The organism is Rhodococcus sp. DN22, from assembly GCF_036669995.1.
GTDB lineage: Bacteria > Actinomycetota > Actinomycetes > Mycobacteriales > Mycobacteriaceae > Rhodococcus_F > Rhodococcus_F erythropolis.
The window spans coordinates 21,199-47,287 of the sequence record NZ_CP133327.1 but is presented as its reverse complement, the minus strand read 5'-3'; the positions used below and the strand labels follow the sequence as shown (position 1 = coordinate 47,287).

The following is a 26,089-nucleotide window of genomic DNA, read 5'->3' as shown; positions in this document are numbered from 1 at the left end:
CTTGGGAGAGAATATGACCGACCAGACAGCTGCCGCGAGTGAAGAAGCCGTGCCAGTGGCTGATGCTTACCATGATGCGCAGGGCCAGCCGATCATGGCTGAGTCGATCGTCATCTACATCGACGCGCTCGCAACCAAGACGTTTTGGAAAGAAGAATCAGACTCCACTAAGCTCGAGTTTGTCAGGGACTGGGTACGTCAGTTCAACGAATTCCGAGGGGATCTCGACCTCTATCGAGGCCTAGTCGGCGGACCTGAAACGCCGCAACCTCCCATGGCTGTCACGTTCACGGACAACGTGGCCGTCGCGATTCCACTACCGCCGAAGCATATCGAGACACTTGCTGCATTGGCTGAGCACAGACTTCCAGCAGGTGCTGAGGCCGCGGAGCAAGCTCACGAAGCCTTGGACTGGCTCATGGACATGGTGTTCAGTCTCCAGATTCATATTCTGCGATTGGTGTGGGGACACAGCCGATTGTTCCGCGGTGCTGTGAGAGTTGGCCCTGTCTACGCGGACGACTGGACGATCATCGGCGACGGCCTCATCGACGCTGTAATGGGTGAGGAAAAGGGAACCGTGGTTCCTGCCATTCAGCTCCCCGAATGGATGGTGCAGGCATATGAACTGGATGCCAGTTTCTACAAAAACCACAAAGATTCCTCGCTGTACCAAACCCTTGGACACACGCAGTTCACAGCTGGATATGACACCTACTCGTTTGTGTTTTTGAACTACCTCACATGCCCCGATGGGGCCGAGTACGCGATGTGGCGTGACGAGGTCATCCCCGCCCACAAGGCCATGGTGACCAAAGGTCTAGAAACGAACGCCAACAGCCATGTCCGATTCAAATTCCTGTGGACAGCCGTGTACCACAACTGGGTTGTAGCAGATAACGGTCTCGACGAGTCCCTCCGAATAGATCTCGAAGACGAACTCGCAGCACGCTCCATCATCGTCCAATCGCTCGACAAAGCCACGTAACCGGCTCACACGACTGCGGCAACCAGATCGTGGAATCAAAAACACGCGTATCCAGAGTTCACCTTCAACCGCTGGATGCAGACACGCAACTACCTCGAATTCTGCCGCCGATTGACGCGAGGACAGCCGAATCTCGGACTACCTGTGACACATGCGCAGTGATCGAAGACGTGGGTTTGGAGCCGACGTCTGAGCTACATCGACTCTGCGGATAAGGAAAGATCAACGAATGCATCACTCAGTGGTCGCTCTGGAAAAGTACAAAGGCTGGACGTTCTACGCATCCAGTCACTCTGGGAAAGTCAAACGACTAATTGTGTTCGTGCACGGTTTCGGTGGTAACGCCATCGGGACTTGGAAAAATTTCCCTGACTCGGGCGAGCGAGAATGGTGGCTCGAAGCCGACATGCTGTTCATTGGCTATAAGTCTCGGAAAGAGAACCCAAAAGGTGTAGCGGACCGGATCCGGAGATCGATTGGTGACTTCTTTCCGAAACCCAACGCCGCAGCGCTCACCACCAGCGCTGGCGCCCTTCGGACGGACATCACGACCGAGTACGAGGAGCTGTTTCTGGTCGCGCACTCGTTGGGCGGACTGATAGTTCGCCAGGCACTGGCAGACGCCGCGCAGAAATGGAGAGAGGACGGCTCTCCCGCTGAAAAGAGACCTCCCATTTTGAGTGCACAGACTCGAATGTTCAGCCCTGCCAGTGCGGGATTTCAGGCATCCGGTGCTCTTGGAGCAATGAAGGCTGCGTCCTCAGTGTGGAGCGCTATCGAGGTATTTCTCCGACGAGCACCGGCGTTCAGCGATCTTCAACCCGGTTCCGAGGTCTTGGAAAGGACTCGGCGACGAACAGAAATGTACGTGAAGGAGCCTGGGTGTGAGGCGCTGAAAGCTCGGATCGTGTGGGCTAATCCGGACAACGTAGTCATCACCGATCGATACGACACGGATTTTGTTGACGAATCCATCGATGAGACCTCCCACACTACGGTCTGTAAACCGCGCGCCGCCGAACTAGCACCAAAAAGTTCCAAAGCCTTTGAAATGCCGTGGATTTTCATCGAGACTGGCACCACGGAGGAATCATGAGCACGCGCCCGGACATATCCGAAGAGATCCTGCAAGCACGGCTCACATCCTTCATAGATACGTTGGTTCGTCCAGAAATCGACGCCCTTCCTCCCTCTTACGGCCCCGAACGAGACCGCTACGTGATAGGCCTGACGACAGCCTGGAACATCGATGAGGCTGAGTTTTGGGCGGATTTCCCTGGGCAGGCTGCAAGCATGACAGCGATACTGTTCTTGTTCGAAAAACTCGATCTCCTGCTCCGCGGCCAGATGGCGGGATATTTCACCGAAGGGTACTCAGACGTCACCCGAGTCCTACTGTCGCTCCCTATGGGCCGTGGCGCAAGGCTCGCGAAAGCATTTCAATCCCACTCCTATCGACTGACTGAGGAACGCAAAAATAGCGCTGATTTCGTATCGGATTCCCACGCCCTTGACGACTTTCACACCAGATTTGCAACCATTCTCGACACTGACAGCCCGGAGTTCCGAGAGTTCATACGGCTGGTGCTCTTCGCCTCAACCGATGAGTGGACCTTCCGGATCCAACAGATCCATCTGTTAGCCGATGAAATTCTGCGTGATCCCGCCCTCGCTTTGTCCTCCGCCGAGGTAGACACGCTGTCATGGGCACTGTCCGGAGCTGACGAGGCACGCTTGTACGAAGACAATGGTCATCATTTAGATCCGGCGTCGCCGATCGAAGCGAGTGTGCGTATTTTGACGTACACGTCTCGATTTACAGACCTGGTATCCGCCCGTGACAGGTTGGCCGACATCGCACCAATAGTCACTGCCGATGAAAACACCGCTGCACAACGGGCTGCCACCCTCGAGCAATACATGTCCAGGACGAACCGCAAAGAACGTCCGCAGCCGTCACGCCAATACCCAACTCTTCGAGACACGTTCAACAGGCCCCCACATTTCGGGTGAACCTCTAGCTCCGATCCTCAACAGGGGCGGCGATTTGCAGCGGATTCCATCCGGTGCAAATCGCGTTGGAACTGCTACCGGGTTTCAGTGCGACGGATACGGTGCGGCCTTCGTCGTCGAAGATCGGGGCGGGGCGAACTGGCTTGTTTCCGGCGCTGCGGACAGCGTCGTGGACGCGCCGATCTCAGTGATGGGGTAGGGGACTGCTGCACGCTGCCAATGTGCCGGCTGCGGTGTATGCCAGTCGTGGCATCATTTTCTCCTCAGGAGCGAGAACAGTCGTCGTTGAAAACGACGTGTCAGGCCCAGTCGGCGGCAGCAGTGTGGCGCTGCTGTCGACGTGCACCTTTACCGTCTGAGCCGCGGCGGCCAGGGATGCGGTTGGCTCGCCGGCGTGTCGACGGCCATCGTAAGCTCCCCACTGGCGGCCATTTATGGCGCATTTTGTGGCCATGGTTTCTCCCCGCGTACGGCCAGATAGTTCCCCACCTGCTGTGAGTCAGATTCGGTCCCGGCAACGCTGGGTGGATGAAATCGAGCAGGGAGATCATGGAAATTTTGGAGGCGTACGACCTCACGGGTAGTTATCGGGCGGCGGCGGAGCTGGCTGGGTGTGATCACCACACGGTGGCCCGGTATGTGCAGATGCGCGCTGCGGGGCAGCCGCCGGACCGCCGGCGGCATCGAGCGCGGGCGATCGACGACTTTCTGCCGAAGATCGAGGAGTTGGTGGTCCGCTCGCAGGGCAAGGTCCGCGCGGATGTCATCCACGAACGGATCGTCGCGCTGGGGTTCACCGGCGGTGAGCGGACCACGCGCCGGACGGTCGCGGAGGCGAAGGCCCAGTTTCGGGCTGGTCGGCGGCGAGTGTATCGGCCGTGGGTAACCGAACCTGGGCTGTGGTTACAGTACGACTTCGGTGACGGGCCAACGATTTCCGGCCGGAAGACGACGTTGTTCTGCGCATGGTTGGCGTGGTCGCGATTTCGGGTGGTGATCCCGATCTGGGACAAGACATTGCCGACGGTGGCGGCGTGTTTGGATGCGACATTCCGCCGCTTGGGCGGGGTTCCGGTCTATGTCCTCACCGACAACGAGAAGACCGCGACGATCGATCACGTGGCCGGGATCGCGGTCCGCAATCCGGAGATCGTGGAGGTGGCACGGCATTACGGCACGACGCTGCGGACGTGTTTACCTGCTGATCCGGAGTCGAAGGGAGGAAGTGAGGCGACGGTGCGGATCGCCAAAGCCGACCTGTTGCCGAAGGAGGTGAACCTGCGCGAGCAGTATCACTCTTTCGGTGAGCTCGAGTCGGCTTGCCGGCAGTTCTGCACCGACGTCAACACCCGCGTCCACAGCTCTACTCGGCGGCGGCCGGTCGAGCGGCTGGCCGAAGAGTTGCAGCGGCTGCATCCGCTGCCGAAATCTCCGTTCACCGCGGTGTTCGGCACTACCCGGCGGGTGAACTGGGAGTCGACGATCTCGGTGGAAGGGGTGCGGTATTCGGTGCCGCACACGTTGATCGACACTCGGGTCTGGGCCCGCTTCCATGGTGAGGAGCTGATCGTGACCGCCGTCGACAATGATGGCGGTGCAGTCGAAGTCGCGCGGCACCGCCGCGGCCAACCCGGTTCACCGGTCCTCGACAACGACCACTACCCACCCCGCCCAGACCGCGACGCCGCCGACCGGGTGCCCAAGCCTCGTACCGCCGCCGAGCTCGCCTTCCTACAGTTGGGCCAGGGTGCCAACAGCTGGCTGGTCGAGGCTGCCGCCGCGGGAGCGCGCCGCATCAGGGCGAAGATGGCCGAGGCCGTGGACCTTTCGAAGCTGCACTCCCCGGACGCAGTCGACAGAGCGTTGGGGACGGCGGCGATGACCGGCCGGTTCGCCGATCGGGACCTGATCTCGATCCTCGACTACCAAGTCACCCACGAACACGCTGATCCGGTCCGTCGCAGCGAGAACCACACTCTGCAACCGGGCACCGCCGCCTGGTCCACCTTCGGCCAGACACCAGCGCCGGCCAGCCCAGCCACTACTGACGATGAAAGCGATGACGCCTGATGAGCACCCCTTTGCGCACTGTTACCAGCGCTAACGGCGACCCGTTGGCCGAGGCGATCGACCTGACTAAACGCCTGAAACTGCCCCATATCCGCAGGTCCTTGAGCGATATCATCCCGACCGCGAAAGCCCAACGCTGGGACCCCGCCGAAGTCGTGCGGGTTCTCCTCGCTGAGGAAGCCGCCGGCCGGGACCGGGCGAACCTGCACACTCGCCGCAAACGCGCGGGTTTCCCTACCGGCAAGACCTTCGGCGACTGGGACGAAACGAAATCGTCGATTCCCCGCGCCACCCAGGACGCGCTCCGCACCCTGGAGTGGGTCGGGCGGCGTGAATGTTTCTGCGTCTGTGGGCCTTCGGGAACTGGCAAGTCTCACTTCACCGAGGCACTCGGGCAGGCCGCAGTCGAAGCTGGGCTGGCGGTGTCTTGGTTCACCATCGAAGACCTCGGTGCCCTGGTCCGCCGGCACCGTGCCGACGACTCCATCGCCCGAGCCCTGACGAGGATCATCCGCTCCGACCTGATCATCGTCGACGACATCGGTCTGCTCCCGGTCTCTGAAGACGCCGCCGAAGGATTCTATCGCCTCGTCGACGCTGCCTACGAACGCCGAGCGATTGCCGTCTCGAGCAACCTGCACCCCTCCGGCTTCGACGAGATCATGCCCAAAACATTGGCCACCGCCACCGTTGACCGGCTCCTGCACCATGCGCACGTCGTCGTCACCGACGGCGACTCCTTCCGCCTCACCGAAGCCACCACCGGCAAGGGGGTGAAGCCCTTCAGCTAACCCAAATCAGAAAGCGGGTGGGGAAAAACAACTGGCCGCCACCGGGGAGAACCCGTGGCCACCAGCGGGGAGAACTACTGGCCGCCTACGGGGAGAACTTCGTGGCCATTGACACCGGCGCAAGGCTAGTTCGTGTTGCAGCCGCTCTTCCGACAGTTTTCCTGGGCCGTAAATCTTCGATCCGTTCGCGGTTGTGATCGTTGATGCCATCTTGTCTCTCCTTTCGATTTCTCGGTGTCTGCCCAACAGTATGAACTCACGTTCGGACTTGCGGCACTCATCCGCTGGTGGGTCTTACGGTGTGCTCGTAGTTGTGTGTGTCGAGGCCTTCGCGCATTGTGTTTCTACAGCCGCGACTCGGCGCATTGCGGCTGACCAATCGCAGTGCCCGCCGCTATAGGTCGGGAAGCGCCCGTACAGATCTCGCACCGGAGAGGACGGTTTCGCCGTCGCTGGTGCTGCGCGCCATTCGATCTCACTGCACCACCACGCCCAGACTTTCGACTCGCGGCGGTACCTGGTCTGTCTACGTTCGAGCATCCCTGAGACACCCAGATAGCCTGCGACACCTGCATACACGCGCTCGCGGTTCACCGCCTGCCCGCGATGGATCAGACGATTCGCCGTCAGCGCGGTCAGAACTCCCTCAAACACGTCGATCGAAACGCCCGTCGTATGTCGGAGCCGAGCCCGAGACAATTCCGGGGCAACGCTCAGGGTCCAGTGGACCATCGCGGCTACAGGTCCGAGCTTGTGGTGTTGCCAGACATCACGACCCAAGTGATTGAGGTATGCCCGGGACCGCTCGAGAGCGTGTTCCGGAGCGGGGGGCAGGGGGTGGGTAACCTTGTGTCCGACCTTCTGGACTGCAGGTATGACTAACCGGTACGCGGCGGCCTTCGGGCCTGAATGTGGGCGGGTTCTTACGAGCCAGCCGGCATCTATGAGCTCCCAGACCGTGGCGGCGAGGATAGTTTTGGTAGTGGCGGCCGCGATTGCCCAGCGGCGTACGTCGAGCTCGAAGTCGTCCGTGCTGTCAGCTCGGTACATGAGGTCTGCGATCACTGCGAGTGCTGCCCACCGGCGGAAGCCTTGTGCAGATCCACGGAAGAATGGCGTGTTCTCGGCGGCCGCCAGCGCGGCACGGACGTGTTTGCGTGCATGACTGAGGACGTCGGCCTTGGGAGTAGCTGGTGCGGCTGCTACCGCGTTCAGGGCGCGCTCCCACTGGTGTGCGATGTGAGCGTGGGGGGTCTTCCGTGTTCTGCGGCCGCCATATCCGGCGCCGCCAGGTTCAGTGCGGAGGTGTTCGAGTCCGGGGAGTTGGTCGGTGAGCGCCGCGGCGGTGATGTCGTCGAGGGACCAGTGTGCGTGCGCGGCAGACAACATGATGGACCACGAGATTCGGGACGTGTCGGCGGATGCGGTTGGGGCGGTGTTCGCGAGAGCCCGAATGTGTTCGGGGAGTGGTCGTGTGGTGCCGGGGATCATTCCGCGGGTGCAGTCGATTGTCCGCAGCCGTTTCGTCAGTGTGACGGAATCGCGATGGCGGTCGGTGCGCGTGGAAGCTGGCATGGTGCCGCCCGCCCATGCGGTGAGGTTGTCGACGACGCTGGGGTCAGCGCCGGTGTCGGCCCACGCAAGTGCGGCGGCGGCGTTTCGGCCGGCGGTTCTCAGTGGCTGTGATGGCGCGCCGTAGCGGTGGGGTGATCCAGGTGCGCGCGCACAACCGGATGTGGGGTTGAGGAGGCCGGAGGCGTCGAAGGTGTCTTTGTACTTCTGCGTGAACGCCGCTGCGAGTGAACGAACTTGAGTGGCAGTGACGGTCTCGGAGAGTCGGATCCACAGGTGCCGACTGTGGCGGCCGCCGGAGGCGCAGAGTAGGTGTGGGGTGTCGAGTTGGTGTAGTCGACGACTGACTTGTTCGGCGGCTCTGCGTGCAGCGCCGGGCTGGTTACCTTGCCTGTCGTCGAAGTCGAGGCACAGCAGCCGGAAGCGGCCGCGCGAGTCTGCGAGGTAGAGAGCCCACGGCACCTCCGGTGCCTGGGAAGGCATCCGGGTGGGGGCGTAGGTGTGTTCGCCGGCGGTGTCGACGCGGATGGTGAGGCGCGGCGACCAGCGGCGCACCGTGTCGAAAACGGTGGTAGCGAATGTGCAGTTGTCGGGGTCGGTAGGTGTGACCGACCCGCCCGAATTGGGCAGGGAAGTGGACGCACACCGGGGCGTGCTTGTACCCTGGACATCACGTAGCAAGTGAGTCCCTTCTGGTGGGAGGGACACCATGTCGGATCACCGAGCTCCAACTCGGCCGACCTAACTCGAATACTCGAAACCCCGTTCCTGCAAGAGCGGGGTTTCGTGCATGTCAGGGTGTGTTTTCGCCCCTGAGATGCTTGATTCTGTGGTGCCCTAATATTGAGTTATTGGGGCGCCGTCATCGGCGCAGAGACTAGATAGCCAGCGCCAATACCCCCTGCTCTTCGAGACGGCGGGGAATCGAACTCTCACTCAGCATCTTGCGTGCGAGCTTCGGGTCGAGTGCGAGTTCGTACATGTCGGCGAGCGCACCGGTGAAGGCATCGCCCTCGCAGTTGCGTACGCCGATGGTCAGGAGCGTCGAGAACACGAGCATCATCGGGATCTTCCCGTGAGGGGAGAGCGCGGAGCGGATTTCTCGGGCGCGGGTTTCGACGGGGGTCGGAGCGCGGCCTGTGATGCTGGTGATGGCGTCATGGGCGCTCGGGTCGAACTGCACCTGGCCGTCGACAGTGGTGCGTGTCAGCGGTAGCAGTTCCCTGAAGACTTCGTCGAACTGGTCGATGTGTCGGGTGCCGATGAGCAGCATGGTGCCCACGACGTCACCGAACGGGGTCTTGGTGTTGTCGGCGATGGATCGGATCGACGAATCGACATCCGCGCGGACGCGGGTGGCAATAAACTGCCGGTCGCCCTTGGACGGTCGTCCGCGGCTACCGGCCGCGCTGCAATTTGCAGGCATGGCACGCCTCTCAGATGGTGGTTTCATCTCCGATGTCGGTGACTTTACATCACTGCCGACACCTTTCGGATAAGGCTATGGGTTGATTTCCGCTGCGGGCTGCAGCGACACACCATTATCTGAAAATGGTTCGTGAGAGTGCGGCACGAATTGCCCGGCCCCTCAACACAGGCGGACCAGCAGCGATGCGAATCCGCCAGGCACCGGAACCCCTCGTGGAATGATCGCGAAATCGGAGACACACCGCATTCGGGAGGTTCGCAAATTCATGGGTAAAACGATTGGCGCGGACAGCGATCGGGAATCGGGGTCGAGTTCGAACGCACAGGCACGGTTGATTGCAGCGGTGCTGGCCCTCGCAGCTCTCGCCGCGGTTCCCGGCGTTGTCGTGGCAATCGTGTTCGCAGTCTTGGCATTCGAGATCCGGCGTGTCCGAGTCAAGATGTGGACGATATGGGCGGCGGTGACCGCCATCATCGGCATCGCCGCCGCTGGCTTCTCCCTGACTACCTGGTTGTACTGGTCGACGTCCTTCACCACCCGGATCTGGCTCCATACGCCGGCCGCAAATCTACCGCCAGACAGTTCAGGCCTACTCGGTTGGTCGCGGGCAAATGCTGACATGAGCATCCTGCACGTCATCTGGACCCAGTTGTGGTTCGGCGTGCCAGTAGGTTTCGCGCTCGCCGCCGTCTTGATCGTGCTGTTCCGTAGCCGCCCACGCGCACTAAGAGGCCGAATCGAAGGCGCGGAGCACTCCAACATGCGGCCCGTGGGGATCCTCGATCGTCGGCGCCGTGACATCGAACGAAACAAAGTTGCCTCCGGGCACTACCTGAGGGGCTGATATGTGGAAATCTCGCTTAGGGCCGGTTGTCGCAGTTGGCCTCGGACGGTACGGGCAGCCAGTACTTCGCCCCCTCAATAGTTTTAAGAACGCCACGCTCATCGTCGGCGGATCCCGCACGGGTAAGACCCGACTGGCGTCGTCGATCAGCGACCAGCAAGTTCGGACTTTTGGCGGTGGTTCGGTGACGATCGACTACAAAGGCGACGACGCGGTCGTAAAGGAGAAGGCCCGGCTCGCACAGCAAGAGGGCCGATCGTTCCTCCATTTCTCCCTGCTTCCGCCCAATGGCAGCGGCGAGTACCCGCAACTGCATCCCTATGCGCCGCCAGTCCCCGCACGCTATGACGGATTGGCGCGGGGCAATGGGAAGTCCAAAGCCGAGATGTTTCTCAAATCCGTACCGCGAGACGGTGACGCCGCCGCCTACCTAAGGTCAGCGCAGGAGGTCAGCGAATTAGCCTGGAACATAGCAGCATTGACTGGTTTCGACAGGACTGTTGGCCAAGACGGCAAGACCCGCATCTCTTCGCTGGAAGTGCTGACGAAGATGCTGTCGACGGCGACCGACGGGGAGTTGGAGCGGCAAGCACAAGCACTCAGCATCGGCACAGTGCTCAAGTACTACCCGCACCTGTCCGTACGTGATGCGGAGGTTCGGATCGACTCGCTTCGCGGACGGGTGCAGGCGGTCAGCGCGGAGTTGAAGAAATCAGGCAGCATTGTCGCGAAAGCCGTCTCTTCCACTCGCGAACTGGCCTCCACTTACGTCAATTCCTCGGCGTTCTATCCCGGAACCTTCGGCACCGGTCGAGCGCCTGCCGGTCAAATCGACCTGATTCGTGCGATTCTGCGCGGTGAAATCGTAGTTTTCAGTTTGCCCGCGCAGATCTATCCGGATTTCGCCGCCATGATGGGAACGATGATCCTGCTGGATCTGCAGAATGCGGTGGCGACCCTACGAGGTCGGCAGGCTGCGGTAGCCGCATTCCTCGGTGTACCTCTTGGCGGTGCCGACAGCACCCCGTGGCCACCGTTCGTCGTACAGATCGAAGAACTCGGCTCAGCAGCGAATCAAGCATCAGCGGAGGCCCTGATCAACCTGATCAACAAGAGCGCCGACGTCGGCATTCGTGTTGTCGTATCCACCCAGTCCCTGTCGGACATCCGCACGATCGATGATGGGAAGGGAGTGTGGTTGCAACGACTGTTGGGGCTGATCGCCAACCTGTTTGTACTGCAGATCGGAAGTCGCGACGACGACGAGGAGGTATCCGACTTCTCAGGGTCCGTCACCAAGCAGTACGCAACGAACGAGACATCAGTGTCGAACAATCGCTTTCGTTTGTTCACTGGGGCATCGGAATCGAAGAAGGTGCGTGGCGCCGAGCAACAGGAGAATCGCATCCCGGTCGGCACCGCACAAGCCTTGGACCGAGACCAGCGGGAAATGCTGTTCGTGACCAAAGATCCGAAACTGCAGTCCGTGCACACCACCGCGCCGGAAGGCCCGAACAACTGGTACGAGGTGCTGGAGATGGTGACAGTCCTGGAAGCAGCCCATGGCTACAACCCATTCGACGCTGATCCCGAAGTGATCCAACAGATGCGTGACGCTGCCCGCGAACTTGGCGCAGGGCTCAACGCCGAACTGGCAAAGCCGGATTCGCTTCTCTATCAGATCGTCGACAATTCCGATGCGAAGGTGGATGTAACACCGAAGGCCGGACCGACATCGTTCACGGCGGACGTTTCCGCTGTTAGTGAGCCGCCACCGGAAGATCTCTACGCCGACCCTTACGATGCCGGCGCCACCGTTGACGTCTACGAAGATGTGCCACCCGCGCCCGACCCCGCTGGATGGGATGCCCTGATCGCATCTGACCCGCGAGATCGCTGACCTCGCGTTCTTTGCCGAGTAGGGCCCGGGCCTTCGACGCTGGGCCCTACTGATCTCATACCATTCACGATCCCTCCGCCGGAAAGTCTTGCGCACCAGCAGTTGCGAGGATCGCCGTCTTCCATGAGGCGTTGCCCGCTCAGCCTCACGTCTTCCGAAGCAATCCGGTCACTCCAGCGACAAGGATCGCGGTGAATATCCAGGAGGAAATCCGTAGGACCGGAAACCGCCAGGTCACGAGGACTGACGCCTGTGAGCTCGTTGTCCAATCAGGTCGCAAGTTCGAGTTCGATGCCGGAATGACGTTTGTCAGTGCAAAACTCACAGGATTGAAGCACGGGTAGTCCGGGTAGTTGGCGCAGTCCTCGTTTGCCGTGATCGCATGCGGAAGTTCACTCCCTGGGTTGATCGCGTCGTATGCGCTTGCTGCAGCCCGCGCGGCCGCCGGGTTCGTCGGAACGAAATCCGCGCGGTTGAAGGATACGAGCGTGATGCCGAGAACGAGCGCCAAGAGAAGCCACGCCGCATCACCTCAAGCGAGGCAGCCTGCCTCGTGCAGGCAAGAACCGCAGGTCAAGGAATTCGGAATCGCGTGTTACCCGCAGCCGCCCCCTCTGCATGAGGGATGGCAGTTACAAAATCCGGCGATGACCGGAACACCGTCCTCTATCGTTTCCAGCATCGGAGTTGCATCACAGACAGAGGGCCTAAATTCATGCCTTTACCTGCAGTGATGCCTCATCATGACGGAAGGGGCGAGTGTGTCGCAAGACGCCGAACTGGATGGCCGGCTCGCGGTTGTTCTGCCAGACGGGTTCAATCCCGCACGCGACGACAAGCGGATCCCGGTGCGTCGTATCTACGGCATGTACAACCCCGCACGAGATTCCATTCGGGCCAGTGTCGACCAGCTGCTCGGGAGAAGCCCTGAACCAGTTTCGCAGGATGAGATGCACCGGCCGAGTATGGAGAAGGACCACGCCAGCGTTGTGGCACCCGTGCTCGAATCTGCAATCGCACCAAACCCGAACTGGGACTACGACGGTGACGAGCGTGTCTACAAGTGGATGCTCAATCACCGCGACGGAGTGTTCGTAGCGTCCGACGAGGCAGGAAACGAGCTGCAGGACTCGGCCGGCAAACGAATCTTCGTCGACGACCTTGGCCGTCGGGTCACTGACCCGGATGCCGACACCGCTGTGGACAGCGCTGCCACCGGAGAGAACACCGACAAGGCCCCCACGAAGAAGCGCTGGTTCGGTAGGGGCTCCTCGCTGCTACCTCGAAGCAAAGCGAAAACAGACGAAATACCTGATCTGTACGACCAACACGGAGTTCAGCTCGTCGACTTCGACATCGCCAAAGTCGGCAAGTCCGGTGTCCTCGGAAGTCGATACCGCGGCCGGAAAGCGCTGGCGCTCAGCAGCTCAGCCCTCGCGTTCGTTGCGGTTGTCGGTTTGATCATCGGTGTCACCGTCGGGCGTTCGGCGGTGCCGGCCGAAGGCGCAATCTCGCCCTCCGATGCTGCCGCATATCGACTCACCACCTTCCCCACCAACGCGGCGACAGCATTTGCACAGCAATACCTCACAGTGTGCTTGACCCACGGCGACGTCGAAGCTGTGAAAAAGCGAGAACAACTCCTAAAAGCGATGTCAACGCCGGGAACCGCACCCGGATGTGGCTGGACATCAGGTGGCCTGCAGCAAGAACCCACCATGATCGCGTGGGACGGGACCGTAACTCCTATCACGGAATTCGCCACCGGTGAGGCCGCCTACCTGGGATTCATCGTTTCAATGGCGGATGGCCAATACCAAACCATGTCCGTTCCAGTCTGGGTGAAATCCGGCAAGACCGGCAACGACTTACGGATAGTCGGCGACGTCGGGGTGTCCGCCCCGATGCGCCTGGAAAACCCACCACCGGCGAAGGCGAAGCTGACCGAGGATATGCAACTCGCAGGCCAGGTGAAGGACTCTTTGTTGGCTCCGTTCTTCTCCGCATGGGGCGCCTCGAACGCCGGCCAGCTCAATCTCGTCCTCGCAGATACGGCCGGGCCGCGAGCACGAACCGGTCTGGGTGGTGTCGTGACGAAGCCGCAGATCGAGAAGGTGACGGTGAGATCACCGCGCGCCACCAACACCGCGTCGAATCAAGCGATCGTCTACCAAGACGGGGACATCGCAGTCGCCGAGGTTCGAGTCACATGGAATGTTCCGGCATCTGAGTCGATGCAGGCCAGTGGATACCGCGTCGACGTCGTCCGAAACTCGGGCAAGTGGCTAGTCACCGACATTCGCGCGGGTCTTGTCGACCGTGAGGGCGCAGCGAGTAGTGGATCCGGCCTGGGATCGGCGACCGATCTCGTGCCCGGCGCTGCCTCGACCCGAGGATCCAACGACGGCGAATAGGCCGGTCGTACAAACACTTCCGGTAGACGCCGGCAGAGGAGAAAGGAAGTTCCATGAGAACACACAGCACCGTCCTGGTCGTGGCTGAGGGAGCCAGCGGAATCACCGATTCCATCGGAAATCTATCGACCATGTTGAAGGTCATCGGTGGCGCCCTGCTCGTGCTGATGATGATCGTCATCGCAATCATGATCGCCGTGGCATCCGCGAAAGAAGGCGGGTGGCGATCGAGCATTCAGAAGCTGCTTGGCGTGCTCGCCGCAGGCCTGGTCCTAGGCGGTGGACCCCTGTTCATCGGATACATGGTCGAGGCCGGTGAGTCGGTGCCCGGAAACGGTGGCGGCGGAGCAGGCAACAGCCAAGTCGAGTGACATAGAAATCAAACCGGACGACAACGGCAGCGGAGGACGAATATGCCCGAAGGGCGGGAGGCGCTTGACCGCACACATGTGATGAATCACCGAAACCGCATGTGGCAGTTAGGTAAAGATATTTCCCTTGCGTCGATCGGCGGTGTCGACGGGCAGCTTGCAGCGGTGTCGGTGTCGGCGGCAGCGGTGGCAGGCGTCATTTTGCTGCCGATCGGATTCGCTATCGGAAAGACATTTCTCACTGTTGTTGTCGGAGCGTTGGTCGTCTTCGCCGCGACTTATGTATTGTCCCAATGGAAGTGGGGGAGTAGCCACGAATCGCCTTTCCAGTTCGTTCGGCTGTCTTGGGCGAGGATCTTCAAGAATCCCGACCTGATTTCAGGCGGCACATCGAATAAGAACCCCGGAAAGTTGGAGTGGACCGCGGTCATCTGGCGTCCTGAATGGGCGCGGGTCAATCTCGACACACCCCTGCAACGGCCGGTCTATGACCCGAAACCCGTTGGTACCGGCGATTTCTTCCCGAAGCGGAAAGCGCGAGTCACCTTCGATCAATTACTCGAAACATCAAGTTCAACAAACTACGGTCAGGAGACGCGACCATGAAGATCCTCATCATCATGGCGTTGGTCGGAGTCTGCCTCGCAGGCCTCAGCTATTGGGTCGCGAATCGATGGCTCACCAACAAGGGCGGCAAAAAGTCGAAGGCCCCCAAACGGGGTACCGATCGCCAGCGTCTCGGTGTGCGTTACGCAGAGGACGGCTTGTTCCTGATCGGTGACGGCATGTGGACAGGGGTGATTCTCCCTGGAAACAGTGACGACTTCACCTCAGGCACTCAGCAGGAATTCGCATTCGACCGATCCACCGATTTCTACAAGCAACTCCTCATGTGGGTCGAAGCTGAACAAGGCCGCGACGCATCACTGATCTGCCACGAATTGGTCCGCTATCAGCCCGTCGACACCTCCCGTTGGGAAGACGAACTCGATCGAGCGATGTGGGATCCGTCGAAAATGTTTCAGACGTTGACGACCAAAAAAGTGGCCCCCCACATCTCCGAGACCACACCAGAACCACGGCGGGTCCTGATGATTCGGCTGGGAACTTTCTCAGGCCCGAGCATGTCTGATCCGATGACGCTGATCCTTGGGAAGGCAGACCACGTCGCCGAAGAGCACTTCCGGTCAAGTGATCTTGACCCATTTCGTGACGCTGTCGACACGTTGTTGGGACGGCTGTCTGCGTCCGGTGCCGAATTGGTCACGCGAGCTGATCTGGTTTGGCTCACTCGTAAACCCCTCTACGGACATTTTCAACCACCGACTGATCGCGACTATCAGTCCACACGACCTTGGCGTGCAGGATATTTCGATCAGATCGTCGATTTCGACGCGCACAATCTGACGGACTGCGTTGAAATCACAGAGCCCTTCCCTGAAACGGACGAGCCTCGGAAGAGTTACACGACGACCCTAGTCATCGCCGATGGCGACTCCGTCCTGCCGTTCCACTATCACCGCGCATGGGGACGTGCGCTGCGTGCGATGCCATTTCAGGTCGAGGTGAGCTGGCGCTACAAGCTCATGACATCAGAGGCCTGGAAGAAGCTTGCGAAACGTCGTATCGGACTCATCAAAGATGAAGCGACAGACCGCGGTGGCGCAGGCAAAATCGACGACGCCAAATTCTCCGAGGTGCTTGGCGACGCCTTGGACCTCGAACGCGAACTAGACATCGAACCCACACCCGCGATGATCGGGCAATTACGACTGACCATCTCGTGCCCCTCCCGAAAGGAACTCACCAAAGCCGTCCAGGACGTGCAAGCAGCATTCACCGACTTCACCCTGCACGTCCCGCTCAACATCCAGCATGCGCTTCTGCGCGAGCAGATCCCGGGTGACCCTGATCCGACCTACGTCGGCAAGGTCAACCTTTGCGACGACACGCTCGGATACGACCTCGGTACCCGGTGGACGAACCTCGAAGCGCTTGCACTGGCCAGGCTCGACTCGTCACCAAGCGTCGGGGACGCAGTGGAAGTGAGCCGCAACGGTCAGGTACTTGGGTGGCGCGGCGTCGCCATCGGGTACTGCATGGAGAACGGCGCAGTCGTGCACTTCGATCCCCACGTGCAGGTCGCACGTAACAACGGAGCGGGAATCGGCATCATCGGCGCATCCGGTGGCGGCAAATCTGCCCTCGCGCTGATGTTGTTCTTCTGGATGTCAGAGTCAGGCACTCAGGTGGTGGCCGCCGACCCGAAGAATGACATCGAAAGATTCTGCTACTACATCTCGTTCGGTCCGCAAGTTCTCGACCCCGACTTCGCCAACCACGCCCGCGCCGGCACTCTCGGCACTCCTGAGTCGAAGTTTCAGCCGATCAACCGAGAGTTCTGGGACGAAACTGACATTGTCGACCTCTTCGGCGGCCCGCGAGGAATGCTGTGCGCGTGGGCCTTGACCGACACCTACGAGGACGGTGAAGCGCTGGCCCGTGCGCAGCTCGAGTTGCTGATTCCTGACCGTTCGGATCGGGATCGCTTGGAGCAGGGCTTCTATGCGATGAAGGAGCACTACCGCAGTGCTGAGAGCAGCGGAGAGAGCTACATTCCGACCTTGACGGAACTGTCGGCGTCGCTATACGAAGAAATTGAGACCCTTTCCGAGGCCGCTGGCGAAGGCAATACGGACTGGTCGTCACGGCTGCCGGCGAAACACGAGTTGTCACGCCTCCAAGGGTTGAAGTCGCGGCTGGAAGGTGCCTCCGTAAATCCCTACTCGCGTCTGCTGTTCGGCCAGGCAGACAGGTCTGTTGGCTTCCGAAGCATCAAGAAACGTCGCACTGTCATCACACTTTTCCGGTTCACACCGCCCGACCCGAAAAAGCCTGCTGCGGAGTGGAGCGATACTGAACGTGAGGCTGCAGCAGCCATTTTCACAGCCTTGCACCGGATCAACAATTTCTTCGGTGACGTAACGGAATCGGTCAGTCCGCATTCCAAGCGGCGGGGGCGTCGACCTCGGGCTCTGTTTATCGACGAGGCATACATCGTGACGTCGATTCAGGCTGGACGCGAACTGATCTCGAGGGCTCTGCGCCAGGGCCGGTCACTGAACTTTGTCGTCGTGTTCATCTCCCAGCAGGCCAAAGACATTCAGATGATCGAGCAGGCGATGACCGACGCCGCAGAGACTGATCAAAATCAGTTTTCAACAGTGTTCGTGTTCATGCAGAAGGGCACCGCGGAGGCCAAGTCGGCGTTGGCGCTGTTGCGAGAGCGTTCGGATTCAAACGAGGGGGAGTGGGACGCCCTGGCTAAAAGGTTGCTGCCCTTCACCAAGGGCGGCGACCTGGGTAACGGCGTGTGTGTGATGCGTGACGTCGACAATCGGGTGAGCGTCGTTCAGGTCGACCAGATGCTCGTCGAAATCGCGAACGCATCCGAGACGAACGCGACTATCTCAGCCCACGCGCAGTCGACTCCGATCTCGGCGGACGCGATGGACTGGTCCATCAACCCGCTTGCCCGCGACCACGTCCGGAGCGGTGTCAGTACAAAGGCGATCGCCGTCGCCGACGTCGACGACCACCACAGCTATGAGTTCGACGATTTCGCTGAACTCCTGAGCAACTAATCATGATCGACGAGCGACAGGATCACCCATGGTGACGTTGAGTACGGTGGCACAGGCACCGGCAGCGGTCTATCCATTTTTCGCGCGATACGGCCGAATACTGGAAAAATGGGTGGTCGGCGCGTTGGCGACGCTGTTCACCGTGGCTGGACTGCTCTCGATCGCAGGCATACGAGGATTGGTCGCGTTCGCCATCGTCGGCGGCAGCGCTGTAGGAATCTGGTACGGCGCCAGGCGGTTACCCCAGGCGACCGGCGCTTTGTTGTCGACCCTGACATGGATCGGGTTGATCGGGTCGCTGGCTGCGGCAGTGGGCCCGGTGTACGCGATGGTGCATACCGATTTCCTCGTCCTTTACCCGATCAGCTTGCTGGCGGTTCTCGCCGTTACGTATGTGTTGCACTCCCCGGGTGTGCACCGCGGATGGACCGTCGCAGTAGCGCACGGCACCTTGATGGCGACCTTCCCTCTGTCTGTGGTGTGGCCGAGCACGACAGTTTCTGGAATTGGCTTTCTGGTCGGCACATTCGGAGCTCTCGCGATCGTTCTCTGGCGCGACAGGAAGGGCACCCGGGTAAGGCCACAGCGCACAGGGGGCCGCCGGTGGGTCACTCGGATGGCCCGTGCGACGGCGTACGGCTTGATCTCGGTCGTTCTTTTCGGATCCATCGCTGTTGCGAATCCGATTCCAGCTGAAGCCAGCCCGATCAGTTGGGTCTCGGACAAAATCGGTGGCGCCGCATCCGGCGCTATGTCTGACGTGGTGTGCTCGATCACGCGCCCTGACCTCGGCGGGCAAGGCATCGGGACGGGTCCAGAAGGGTTCTTGTCGAACCGCAACCTCGGCAAGGTCGAGAACCGGAATCGGGAGGTTCCAGACTTCGCCAAGGACGCAACGCAATTCACCCGTGCTGCAACGGCCACCGATCATTCGATGGATTCGTACACGCTCTACGAGATCTCTGGGCTTCGAGGCGTCAAGTGGGTCAACTGGCAGTTGAACGCCGAAGGCGAAGAATCGTGCGCGATGATGCCCTGGATCTCCACGATGGTCGGGAATCTGATCATGCAGGGGAACGTGTACATCCTGCAGGCGACTATCGCCTTGAAAGAATATGCGCAGGCGAAGAACCCGATTCAGGGTGTGTACCAGAATGTTTCACCCGTTGTCTCTAATCTATACAACTACTTTTTCATCCCTATGGCGGGCGTGATGATTCTCATCGCCGCCATTTCCATGGCAGTACGGGCAGCGAGTGCAGGCGGGGTGCGCCAGGGGATCCAAGACGCGGGCCTGACAGCAATGGTGGCGATGGTCGCGGGGGTCATGTACGGCGGTGTTGCGGTAGCTTCCTGGGCCAAACCGGACGGCAACGGCTTCTACATGATCGCCTCTCTCGGAGACCACATCGGAGGAACGCTCAGCAGCGCAATCGCCAACACCGTGTTCGGGACATTGGACCAGCAGGCACAGGGTCTGATGTGCCAGGCACCGCAAGCACTTCCGGGCGCGCAAGCAACCGACCCTGGTCACCGATTCACCTCCTGCGTTCTCGCAGAAACATTGGTTTACCAGCCGTGGGCCGTAGGACAATTCGGCAAGGCCGGCGAGGAACCGATCACTCCCCCTGCCGAGCCGAACCGCTTCGGCAATCCCATCGCCCGTGAAGGGGCCATCAGCCGCAGCGGCGACGAAGACGGGTTGCCCTGCTACAACAACTACCGCGGCTGCAACGACATGCGGTCCTATCTGCTGGCCCAGACCGGCGGCCCGTCGATCGACCGGGCCCGGGCCGATTGCCTTGACGGCGATGACAGCTTCGAAGCCCTCAGCAGTTGCGATCCGACCTACGCCGTAGCCGCGAGCCTGAACAAGATATCGGGGTCTGACGGCAACGATCCCGTTGGGAAGTCGAATCTCACCCCAGACGAGGCGGCTGCGGCGTTGTCAGCGTTCTCCGGCAGCGGCACTATGCCGCACGTCGCGAAAGCCATCTCGGCTCTCTTCGGGACCGTGATCGCTTCCATCGGAATCGCAGCGATGTCCTTGATTGCCCTCTGGTGGCACGTGATGTTGCTGGTGGCGTTCATCCTCGGGCCGATGAGACTCGTGTGGGCGGCGTTCCCGGGCAAGTCGAAAATGATGAAGAACTGGATAGACGACATCGTCTACGCACTGCTGATGGCCACCGTCTATTCCGTTCTGTGCACGTTGATGGTGTTCATGCTCGGAATCATGTTCACCTCTAGCGTCGCTACAGGTTTCAAGCTGCTGTGGAGCGTCGCCGTTCTGGTGTGCATGTGGGTTGCGATGAAGAAGATCGAAGCCGCGGCCCGGCCAGAAGGTGCTGCACAAGTCGGTGCTGCCTCGACTGTCCAAGGTGCGGCTCTCGGAGCGTTGAGCACCGCAGCGGTGATGTCCGCGGCCGCTCGCCGACGCGGCGGTTCGGGACGTGGAAAGCAAGCGGAGGGCGAGACAGACGAGACTGCGAGCCCTGCTCGCGCACAGCGTCGCCCCAATCGACCGTCCCCGTCGAGGCCGAATGCTTCCGGCCCCGGTAAAACGTCTCCGTCAGGCTCAGGCCAGTCGGGGAGCGCTACGAAGCCCGGCGGTGGGAAGGCTGCTGCGGCCGCGCAGGCAGCGGAATTCTTGTCACGGCCTGTCGTCCAAGGCGTCAAACGTGGCGCTGGACGCGCTGCGGCCGCCACTGGTGCTGCAGTCCGAAACAACCCGCTCGTCGCGGGTGCCGAGCAGCTGGGCGGACAAGTCGTGGGCGGCGTGCGAACAGCCGGCGGACGCATCGTCGATGCGGGCCGTGGTGTGGCACTGCGAACCTACGGCGGACAAATCCCATCGGCGACCAGAGATCGATGGCTTCAGCAGAGCGACGGAAACCTGGCAGGTGCCGGGTCCAGGGCTCGTGCGAGAGCAGTCCGAAGCGCACAAACCAGACAAGCACATGAGCAGGCCATGGCCGGATACCGGGAAGCAATGCTCGGCGCTCGAAACCGGAACGACTGAGAGTAGGCAGCGATGAACGAATACAACCCTGATGACTCACGGCTACCCGGTAACGGCGCGATACCCGCAGATACCGAACTGCATGCCCGTATGGCTGCACTGCAGACCCGGCGAGAGGGGTTGACCGTAGCCGGAACGAACTTCGGCATCTTCTACGACGAGAGCGATCCGCGTGAGGCTGAACTGCAGGTGACTTTCGACGACGGCACCGCCCTCAGCCGTGTCGTGCTCGCGCTCGATCCTGCTGCCCTCGTGGAGCTCTCGGATCAAGCCCGAGAGGTATTGCAGGCGCAACGCGCCGCTATCGAGGCAGACCTTCCGCCTGGCTTTGTTCTCGCTGTCGCCGGGCAGGACGCACCTGAGCCCTTGGACGCAGAACATCAGACCGAAGAGGACGAGGAGAACGACGACACTCGCAGCAAGTACGCCCGGGCATCCGATCCCATGAACCTGCGTGGACTCGTTCAGAATCTCCCCCCGATAGCCGGCGTGCCCAGCAGTCGGTGGTTACCGATGGTCATAGGCCTGGTCGTGATTGTCGTCGTGCTCGCCGCGCTCCTGGGCGGCGCTTTGTAGATGGATGAAAACCGCTGCCACAGCGGTCCCATCGCGCGGTGGCGGGCATGCAGGGAGGTCACCGGAACCGCGACCGCCAGAATGAGGGCTATCGGAGGTGCGTACGAATGAACGATAGGCCGAAGAGCCCAGAGAAAACACTGACGTGGGGTCAGTACGGTCAGTTGCTTACAGCGACGATCGCGACTTGGCTGTCCGCTGCGCCTGGCGGCATCGTGGTTGCTGCGCAAACATTTTGGAGAAGTCGCCCTACACGCGTAGTCGTGTTGGCGTTGATCGCTGGCATTGCACCCGCGTGGACATTCTCCTCCGATATCGCGCAGCACGCGAGCTACATCGTCGCATTGGCAGCAGCTGGATGGCTGGTCCTGACTCTGACAGCAGGTGGCGTTCGCGGGGCATTCAGCGTCACCCGACGACGGGGACGCCAATGAGTAGCGTCAGACGCGCGGCCGCGATTGCGTGCATGGGCGCGTTCCTTACAGCGTGCGGCGGCCAAGCTGCGGACCACCCGGAGTCGTCCGCATCGACCACCGCAACAATTCCTGGCTTCACCACAAGCGCTGAGCCATCGGCGCCGCACGAGTATGAGCCGCCGTACGCACCACCGACAGCTATCCGTGGGAACTCCGTCGAAGCGGCGGAAGCGACTGCGCAACGTTTCATCGTCGGGTGGACCACGTTCGTTCCCTGGGACTTCGAACCTGCTGATGACTGGTTCGCACGCTGGCAAGAAACAGCATCGCCAGAATTTCTGGGACAGATGCAGACGTCGGTGAACCAGATGTGGTCCTGGACATGGAATGAGAAGCGTAAGGCGTTCGATTCTCGAGTCGAGCGCGTCGACAGCACCTCGATCAGTCCGGATGGAAAGTCTGCGGTCACAAGGGTGACGATCAGCCGCTTGATTCTCGGGATGGATCAGCGCGTTGACCAAAGAGAGGAACAGATCCTCACCTACGACGTGCACATGGACCTGTCGCGTTCAGGAAAACCGAAAGTGACAGGTGCCGTCGAGATCCGGTCCGATTCTCCGCCGGCCGCTGCCACTGTTGGCGAGGGCAGGTAAGTGGCGGACAACGGAGGAATCCGGAAGATCCCGTCCTCCGGCGGAGCACGGAAAATCGGAGGAAAAAAGGCGGCAGGTGCGGCCGGCCGTAGAACAGGTGGAACCGGAGGCAACCCGCGCGGAGTCGGGGGGAACACCACCGGGGACCGTGCAGCACCAGGGGCACAGAAGCGAGCCGCCGGCAGAACACCGCCACCACCTAACGCGGCAACACCGTCACCGTCGAACAGCGCCCGGCGACCAGGATCTGCAGGATCACCACCGATCGGGCCCGCCGGTCAACGAGGAAACACTGCCACACCCGCTGGCCGCGGCGGTAGCACTCCGCGACGTGGCCGTCAGGGAGAACGTGAACAGCCCAATGGACCCGCCGGGTCGATGAAGGCCGCCGCTGGCAAAGCGAAAGACACTGCAGGCAAAGCGGTCAACCGCTCAGTGGAGACCGCCCTCGCAGCATCGACAGGCGGCACTGCCTCGTTCCTGTATCGGATCATCCCGAAACCGACGGACAGCAAAGCGGAACGACAGAAGAAGACGCAGCGACTGGTTCTGTTCGGTGGAGGCGCCGTCGCGCTGATTTCGATGTGGATGATTCTGACCTTCATCGTCTCCATGTCGTTCCTCGGACTGCTGAGCGGTACCACCGCAGCGATGGGTGCCGCTGGCACAGCGCAGAACGGGTCATGCACCGATTTCTCAGTTCCTCGGGTCACCCAAGGCGGGCCCGGGGGAGCGGCCGGTGTCCTCGGGTTGCCACTCGACGAAAAGAACATGGTCGTCTCGAGTCCGTTCGGATATCGCGAAATCGGGGTCGGCACAAACAGTCACGACGGAGCCGATCTGGCAGCACCGGGTATCGAGGGTGCCCCGATCTACTCGGTCGGTGATGGCGAGGTCCGCGAGGCCGGACCTGCGAGCGGGTACGGAAACTGGATCGTGATCCGCCACAACGTCGGTGGTCAGATCGTCGACTCGCTCTATGGGCACATGTACGACGGGCATGTTTTCGTCAAACCAGGCGATCATGTCACCGCAGGGCAGCACATCGGGGACGTCGGCAGCGCAGGGTGGAGCACAGGCGCTCACCTCCACTTGGGTATGTACCCGGGTGGGTGGATGGCCGGACAAGGTGTCGACCCGATGCCGTGGTTGAAGAAGTTCCAGGACGGCGCCAGCGCGCAACCAAACGCCCCACCCCCGTCCGAATCCCAGCCGTCAACCGGGGCCCCCGATTCGAAAGCTTCGGAAGCTGATCTCGCCGCGATGCGGCCGTACCCCTTGGACGGCGGCGCACAACAGGAACAAACACTCAACACCGAACAACAGGCCAACGTAGCCGCGCTGATCTCGTCGGCACGCGAATCAGGATTGGACCCCGCCGGCCGTGCCGCGGTTATCGCCACAGCGCTCAGTGGCCAATCCACGAATCTCATATCGCAACCTCGCGACGGCAACGAACCGGTCGGCGTTTTTGCCGAACGCCCGCTTGGCGATTCGAAAATCGACAATCTGATCAATCCGAAGTACGCGGCCAAGCAGTTCTTCGGGAAGTTGAAGACTTACGGCGAAGCCCATCCGGATTGGGCAACTCAACCGATCGCTGACGTGATCATCGGTGTCATGCCCGAACGGGCAAGTCTGCGTGATCAGTTCGTGTCGTGGGAACAGGCCGCTGTCGACACCGTTGCTGCCCTGTGGACCAGCGCTGACGCACAGTCCGGAGCGACTTCCCGGCTTACCTCGGCCACAACGAACCCAAATTGTGCGTCAGGTGTCGTCAACATGGGGTTGGCACCTGGTCTGGTGCCACCCGAGTACGTCCAGATCATCACCGAAGCCGGATCGATCTGTGCTGATATACCGCCAGCCTTCATCGCGGCGATCATCGAGCAGGAATCCGGATGGAATCCGCTGGTCACCAGCGGTGGGGACGGCGTCAATTCCGGTGGCGCTCAGGGCATGACCCAGTTCATGCCGGACACATGGACGTCAATGGGGAAAGACTCAGGCCTGGATCGGAACGGTAAGAAAGAAGCCCCCAATGCGCCGGACCCATTCAACGCGTACGACTCGATTCTCTCTGCGGGGCACTACCTGTGCTACATCGCGGACCTCTTGAAACCGAAGATCGCCAGCGGTGAGATCCGCGGTGACCTGCTCGACTTGGCAGCCGCTGGATACAACGCGGGTGAGGGCGCAGTTATGCAATACGGGGGAGTGCCCCCCTACGGGCAGACCCAGGCGTATGTACCAAGCGTGCGCGCCAAGTACGAGAAGTACTCGCAAGCTGGTACTGCCCCAACTTCCGAAGTGCAGTTGGTCAACTTCACTGGTGGTTCCCAATTCGGCCGCGGCGTCGTTGAAGCCGCCATGACCCAGATGGGAAAGCCCTATGTGTGGGGTGGTGGCGACCCGAATGGTCCGACAATGGGTATTTCACATCCCGAGAACCCGGGCACGCCAGGGTTCGACTGCTCCGGACTCGTCGAGTTCGCCACCGCACGGGCATCGAACGGCAAAGCGACGGCAACGGGAAACACCTGGGCGCAGCTGTCACAAGGAAAGACAATCGACGTCAAGGACATTCAGCCTGGCGACGCTGTGTTTTCCAACGGAACCGGCCACGTCGCGATCTGGGTCGGTGACGGCAAAGTCATCGAGGCACCCACCTTCGGACAGAGCGTGTCCATCAACAACTTCGACCTGTCGAAAGCAGAAAACATTCGGAGGTACGGATGAGAAACCGACTACGCGTCGCTTCGGCAGCAGCGCTGATTCTGATGTTTCCGATTCTCGGGGGATGCAGCAACGGGAGCACTTCAGATCCAGATGAGACCACAACAACAACCGTGGCTGCCACACCCACAGAGGAGTTGCCCCGGTCGCTGTCGCCTATCGACATCACGATGATCGACGTTCACGATCCTGATGCCGTCGCGGAGGCCGCGATCGCGGCCATGTACACGTATCTGCCTCGGGTGGATCTCAACCAGAATGCCGCCATGCTCCGCGCTGCCCCACTGCTCAACGAGAAGATGGCCGCCGGCGCATACAATTACGACCCACCGACGGGCCCTGGCCGCACCTGGGATCGTTGGGCGGACAGCAATACTCTCGTATCGGCGCAAGCGCAGGTCATACCTCAGCAGAGGCCCCCGGACGACACTTTCGCGTTGCGATATGTGACGGTGCAACAGACCACACGTACTCAATACAGCACGCAGAAACTGGCACCGATCTATCTGGTCGTTTCGCTGGAAAACACTCCCGATGGTTGGAGAGTGGCGCAGACCTTGCAGCGGTGACGGATCGGCGAACAAGCCGTGCCGCACTGGGATTGAGCCTTTCATACCGTGATGGATGTCAGCTCGCCCCGTGATCGGAAG

At 61.0% G+C, this 26,089-nt stretch carries 20 protein-coding genes; 17 read left to right on the top strand and 3 right to left on the bottom strand.

The genetic code is table 11. The features are described 5' to 3' along the window. The first annotated feature begins 13 nt into the window (after positions 1-13). The 5 genes from RA302_RS30250 to istB all read left to right on the top strand — a co-directional run bounded on the left by RA302_RS30250 (position 14) and on the right by istB (position 5,862). Complete coding sequence (locus RA302_RS30250) at positions 14-988, top strand: hypothetical protein (RefSeq protein WP_075835583.1); 975 nt, start codon at positions 14-16, stop codon at positions 986-988. Positions 989-1,217: 229 nt separating this feature from the next. Further along, positions 1,218-2,084, top strand: a complete 867-nt coding sequence (locus RA302_RS30245; protein WP_058228340.1) for a hypothetical protein — start codon at positions 1,218-1,220, stop codon at positions 2,082-2,084. After that, complete coding sequence (locus RA302_RS30240; RefSeq protein ID WP_075835581.1) at positions 2,081-3,001, top strand: hypothetical protein; 921 nt, start codon at positions 2,081-2,083, stop codon at positions 2,999-3,001. The genes RA302_RS30245 and RA302_RS30240 overlap by 4 nt, the downstream gene beginning before the upstream one ends. A 528-nt stretch (positions 3,002-3,529) precedes the next feature. Continuing rightward, positions 3,530-5,071 (top strand): IS21-like element IS1415 family transposase, encoded by a 1,542-nt coding sequence (gene istA / locus RA302_RS30235; protein ID WP_030538069.1) that lies wholly within the window; start codon positions 3,530-3,532, stop codon positions 5,069-5,071. Beyond that, positions 5,071-5,862: an IS21-like element IS1415 family helper ATPase IstB gene (istB, locus tag RA302_RS30230; protein ID WP_003944771.1), complete on the top strand. Its 792-nt coding sequence runs from the start codon at positions 5,071-5,073 to the stop codon at positions 5,860-5,862. The genes istA and istB overlap by 1 nt, the downstream gene beginning before the upstream one ends. 294 nt (positions 5,863-6,156) lie before the next feature. Here the strand turns inward: istB and RA302_RS30225 are convergent, their stop codons facing one another. Together RA302_RS30225 and RA302_RS30220 are read right to left on the bottom strand one after the other, a co-directional pair. Beyond that, a complete protein-coding gene (locus RA302_RS30225; protein ID WP_075835906.1) occupies positions 6,157-7,989 on the bottom strand; it encodes a hypothetical protein in 1,833 nt (610 codons plus the stop codon). Positions 7,990-8,311: 322 nt separating this feature from the next. Then, positions 8,312-8,860: a hypothetical protein gene (locus RA302_RS30220; protein ID WP_047269201.1), complete on the bottom strand. Its 549-nt coding sequence runs from the start codon at positions 8,858-8,860 to the stop codon at positions 8,312-8,314. 268 nt (positions 8,861-9,128) lie between these two features. Here RA302_RS30220 and RA302_RS30215 point away from each other — a divergent pair, with 268 nt between their 5' ends. Together RA302_RS30215 and RA302_RS30210 are read left to right on the top strand one after the other, a co-directional pair. Continuing rightward, positions 9,129-9,707: a hypothetical protein gene (locus RA302_RS30215; protein ID WP_156519331.1), complete on the top strand. Its 579-nt coding sequence runs from the start codon at positions 9,129-9,131 to the stop codon at positions 9,705-9,707. A gap of 184 nt (positions 9,708-9,891) precedes the next feature. Next, positions 9,892-11,607 carry a TraM recognition domain-containing protein gene (locus tag RA302_RS30210; RefSeq protein ID WP_075835904.1) on the top strand — a complete coding sequence of 572 codons (1,716 nt, stop codon included), beginning with the start codon at positions 9,892-9,894 and terminating at the stop codon, positions 11,605-11,607. Positions 11,608-11,752: 145 nt separating this feature from the next. Here RA302_RS30210 and RA302_RS30205 read toward each other — a convergent pair whose 3' ends face one another. Next, positions 11,753-12,118 (bottom strand): hypothetical protein, encoded by a 366-nt coding sequence (locus RA302_RS30205; RefSeq protein ID WP_064113435.1) that lies wholly within the window; start codon positions 12,116-12,118, stop codon positions 11,753-11,755. Between the two features lie 250 nt (positions 12,119-12,368). Between RA302_RS30205 and RA302_RS30200 the strand changes: the two genes are divergently transcribed. From RA302_RS30200 to RA302_RS30155, 10 genes are all read left to right on the top strand, one after another. Next, entirely contained in the window at positions 12,369-14,021 is a 1,653-nt protein-coding gene (locus tag RA302_RS30200; RefSeq protein ID WP_197494262.1) for a conjugal transfer protein, read from the top strand. 53 nt (positions 14,022-14,074) lie between these two features. After that, positions 14,075-14,392: a hypothetical protein gene (locus RA302_RS30195; RefSeq protein WP_064113437.1), complete on the top strand. Its 318-nt coding sequence runs from the start codon at positions 14,075-14,077 to the stop codon at positions 14,390-14,392. A gap of 42 nt (positions 14,393-14,434) precedes the next feature. Further along, positions 14,435-14,998 (top strand): hypothetical protein, encoded by a 564-nt coding sequence (locus tag RA302_RS30190; protein WP_157127678.1) that lies wholly within the window; start codon positions 14,435-14,437, stop codon positions 14,996-14,998. After that, on the top strand, positions 14,995-18,036 hold the full coding sequence (locus RA302_RS30185; protein ID WP_064113439.1) for an ATP-binding protein: 3,042 nt from the start codon (positions 14,995-14,997) through the stop codon (positions 18,034-18,036). Before RA302_RS30190 ends, RA302_RS30185 begins: the two co-directional genes overlap by 4 nt. A 28-nt stretch (positions 18,037-18,064) precedes the next feature. Next, positions 18,065-21,058 (top strand): hypothetical protein, encoded by a 2,994-nt coding sequence (locus RA302_RS30180; RefSeq protein WP_064113440.1) that lies wholly within the window; start codon positions 18,065-18,067, stop codon positions 21,056-21,058. Between the two features lie 12 nt (positions 21,059-21,070). Then, positions 21,071-21,634, top strand: coding sequence for a hypothetical protein (locus RA302_RS30175; RefSeq protein ID WP_064113441.1), 564 nt, complete (start codon positions 21,071-21,073; stop codon positions 21,632-21,634). 107 nt (positions 21,635-21,741) lie between these two features. After that, complete coding sequence (locus RA302_RS30170) at positions 21,742-22,068, top strand: hypothetical protein (RefSeq protein ID WP_125053000.1); 327 nt, start codon at positions 21,742-21,744, stop codon at positions 22,066-22,068. Further along, on the top strand, positions 22,065-22,703 hold the full coding sequence (locus tag RA302_RS30165) for a hypothetical protein (RefSeq protein WP_047269211.1): 639 nt from the start codon (positions 22,065-22,067) through the stop codon (positions 22,701-22,703). The genes RA302_RS30170 and RA302_RS30165 overlap by 4 nt, the downstream gene beginning before the upstream one ends. A 378-nt stretch (positions 22,704-23,081) precedes the next feature. Further along, entirely contained in the window at positions 23,082-25,442 is a 2,361-nt protein-coding gene (locus tag RA302_RS30160; RefSeq protein WP_075835897.1) for a peptidoglycan DD-metalloendopeptidase family protein, read from the top strand. After that, positions 25,439-26,008 (top strand): hypothetical protein, encoded by a 570-nt coding sequence (locus RA302_RS30155; RefSeq protein ID WP_064113442.1) that lies wholly within the window; start codon positions 25,439-25,441, stop codon positions 26,006-26,008. Before RA302_RS30160 ends, RA302_RS30155 begins: the two co-directional genes overlap by 4 nt. Positions 26,009-26,089 lie beyond the last annotated feature (81 nt).